Here is a 595-nt window from a genome sequence, read left to right on the forward strand (position 1 = left end):
TTCCTTGTCCGGGTCCGAATCAACCACGATGCCGGCGCCAGTGCGGAAGCTCACCTCGTGGCCATCCACTTCGGCGGTGCGGATCAGGATGTTCAGGTCCAGGTCGCCATCGCGGTTCAGCCAGCCGAAGGCGCCGGTGTAGGCGCCACGCGGCACCTGCTCCAGCTCGCTGATGATCTGCATGCAGCGCACCTTGGGGCAGCCGGTGATGGTGCCACCCGGGAACGTGGCGGCGATCACCTCGCCGGGGGTGACCTCGGGGCGCAGGTGGCCGCTGACGTTGCTGACGATGTGGTGCACATGCGCGTAGCTCTCCACGGTCATCAGCTCATCGACCACCACGGTGCCGGGCAGGCAGATACGGCCCAGGTCGTTGCGCTCCAGGTCGATCAGCATCACGTGCTCGGCACGCTCCTTCGGGTGACCGACCAGTTCCTGGATGCGCGCGGCATCATCGTCCCCCTCGAAGCGCGGACGCGTACCGGCAATCGGCCGGGTCTGCGCGTGGCCGGCATGCACCGACACCAGCCGCTCCGGCGAGGAACTGACCACATGGCGGCCATGGGCGCTGAACAGGCCGGCGAACGGTGCCGGG

1 protein-coding gene is annotated in these 595 nt (G+C 68.2%); it reads right to left on the bottom strand.

What is annotated here, in order from left to right; genetic code table 11:
• The coding region (locus DAI20_RS19870; protein WP_205781525.1) for a chorismate-binding protein at positions 1-595 on the bottom strand (595 nt) is incomplete at both ends.

The organism is Planctomonas deserti (genome assembly GCF_003067705.1).
GTDB lineage: Bacteria > Actinomycetota > Actinomycetes > Actinomycetales > Microbacteriaceae > Planctomonas > Planctomonas deserti.